At 65.7% G+C, this 1,775-nt stretch carries 3 protein-coding genes; all 3 read right to left on the bottom strand.

Annotated elements, in window-relative coordinates; translation table 11 throughout:
* Positions 1-78 precede the first annotated feature (78 nt).
* Positions 79-636, bottom strand: a complete 558-nt coding sequence (locus ACFSKW_RS54725) for a DUF6085 family protein (protein ID WP_379583844.1) — start codon at positions 634-636, stop codon at positions 79-81.
* A complete protein-coding gene (locus ACFSKW_RS54730; RefSeq protein WP_379583846.1) occupies positions 629-862 on the bottom strand; it encodes a helix-turn-helix domain-containing protein in 234 nt (77 codons plus the stop codon). The genes ACFSKW_RS54725 and ACFSKW_RS54730 overlap by 8 nt, the downstream gene beginning before the upstream one ends.
* 345 nt (positions 863-1,207) lie before the next feature.
* Positions 1,208-1,775 (bottom strand): hypothetical protein (locus ACFSKW_RS54735; protein ID WP_379583848.1); only part of this gene is annotated, 568 nt, incomplete at its 5' end.

Here is a 1,775-nt window from a genome sequence, read left to right on the forward strand (position 1 = left end):
GGCGGGCACGGGCGGTGCTGTCGAGGAGGGTGCTGTAGTCGGCGGTGGCCCATGAGACGACGCGGACGAGGCAGGTCATCAGTCGTTCACCCGGTCGATGAAGGCGAGCAGCCTGTTGGCGTACTGAGCGGCAACGCCGAAAGGGGAGCACCAGAAGCGGAAGTCTTGGTCGATGTAGGCGCGGATGCGCGCGACGGCGGCCTCGGCGCGCCGAACCTGCTGCCACCGCTTTTCGTCGCACTCCTTCCAGATGTCGCGCTCGGCGCGATGCTTGAGCTGGTCAGCGGCGAGCCGATCCTCGGCCTTCTCTGCGCGGCCGCGCAGCTCCGAAAGGCGCTCGATGATCCGCGGGGCGACGTCAGCTCCGACCTCGTCGGCGGTGAAGTAGCGGTCCAGTTGGAGGGCCTGGCGGGCCAGGGTAAGGCGCTCCTCGGCCAGGCCGGCGCGGGCGCACACGTCGGCCAGGTCGGCCTCGCGGATGAACGTGTACCCGTCCTCGTGGAGAGCGTCGTCGGCGGCGGTAGGCGCGGGGCAGTCCAGTCGCGAGCAGGTCACATGCCCGCCGACGCCCACGAACAGGGTCGCACCCTTGCACGCGGGGCAGCGGCCTGCGATCTCAGAGCGGTCGTCAGCCATGGCTGATCACGCTGTCCTTCAGGTACGCCTCGACCGCAGCGGCAGGGACGCGCATCTGCCGTCCGACGCGGTACGCCCCGACGAGCTCCCCGTCATGGATCAGCCGATACACGGTCATCTTCGAGACGCGAAGCCGTGTGGCGATCTCCGCGACCTTCAAGAAGTCCTCGCGCGCGGGGCGACCCAACGTTGCCGCGGCGCTGTCAGAACGGGGGTTGGTCGTCATTGTGGACCTCGGCTTTCTGTGGGGGGATTTCGATGAATGCGGTGAGTGGGTTGTTGCATTTGTGTGTGGCGAATATGGGGAATCGGCGGGGTTGGGTTATGTGGTGTGGGTTTCTTCGGTGGAGTTCTTTGCCGGTTTTGGTTTTTATGAGGTCGTAGGTGGTTCGGTCCTGGAGGAGTGCGACGGCTTCGCCCATTTCGGTGAGTGGGGTTGGGTCGCAGCGGGTGGGGATGGCGGCGGTGTCGGCGTCGAGGCCTGCGAGGACCGTGGCTCGGCATGTGGGGCATGGGCGGAGGTTGGCGGCGCGGGCCCATTCGGCTCGGCGGTCCTTGAGCCATTGGGCGGTCATCGTGGTTCCTCGGCTCGGGCTTCGCCGGTGCGGGTGTTGATCCATTCGTCGTCGATCTGGATCCACTCGGGTTCGGTTGAGTGCGTTAGTAGGTCGTAGGGGTCTCGTGGGTCGGTCGAGTAGTGAGTGCAGTGCGTTTCTATAGACGCACTGACGCACTCACTACATGTGCGTTGACGCACTGGTGACGCACTTGACGCACTGACGCGCTCGGGGTTGATCGAGTGGAGTTTCGCCCTGCGAGGACCGTCGACAGTGAGCACTCGGCCACTGTTGGTGAGCTTCTTGAGCGCCTCTCGGATCGCCTTCTGGGGGTGCTCCTCGGCGAGTGCATCCTCGATCTGGCGGCCTGAGGAGTTCGGAGAGAGCGTCAGGAAGTCGAGGATGGACTCGGCCGCGGAGTCGGTCTTGGCGTCCTTCCTGGACCCTCCAGCGATCTCCAGGCGGCGCGTGGCGTGGTCGAAGGAGAGCAGCGATTCGGGGACGTCGACGTCTCTTCCGTAGGCGGAGAAATAGCGTGGGGCGGCGGGATCTGTTTCTCCGGATTCGTCTTTCTCGCGGACG

Origin of the sequence: Nonomuraea mangrovi (assembly GCF_042681425.1) — a bacterium.
In the GTDB taxonomy this organism is placed as follows: Bacteria; Actinomycetota; Actinomycetes; order Streptosporangiales; family Streptosporangiaceae; genus Nonomuraea; species Nonomuraea mangrovi.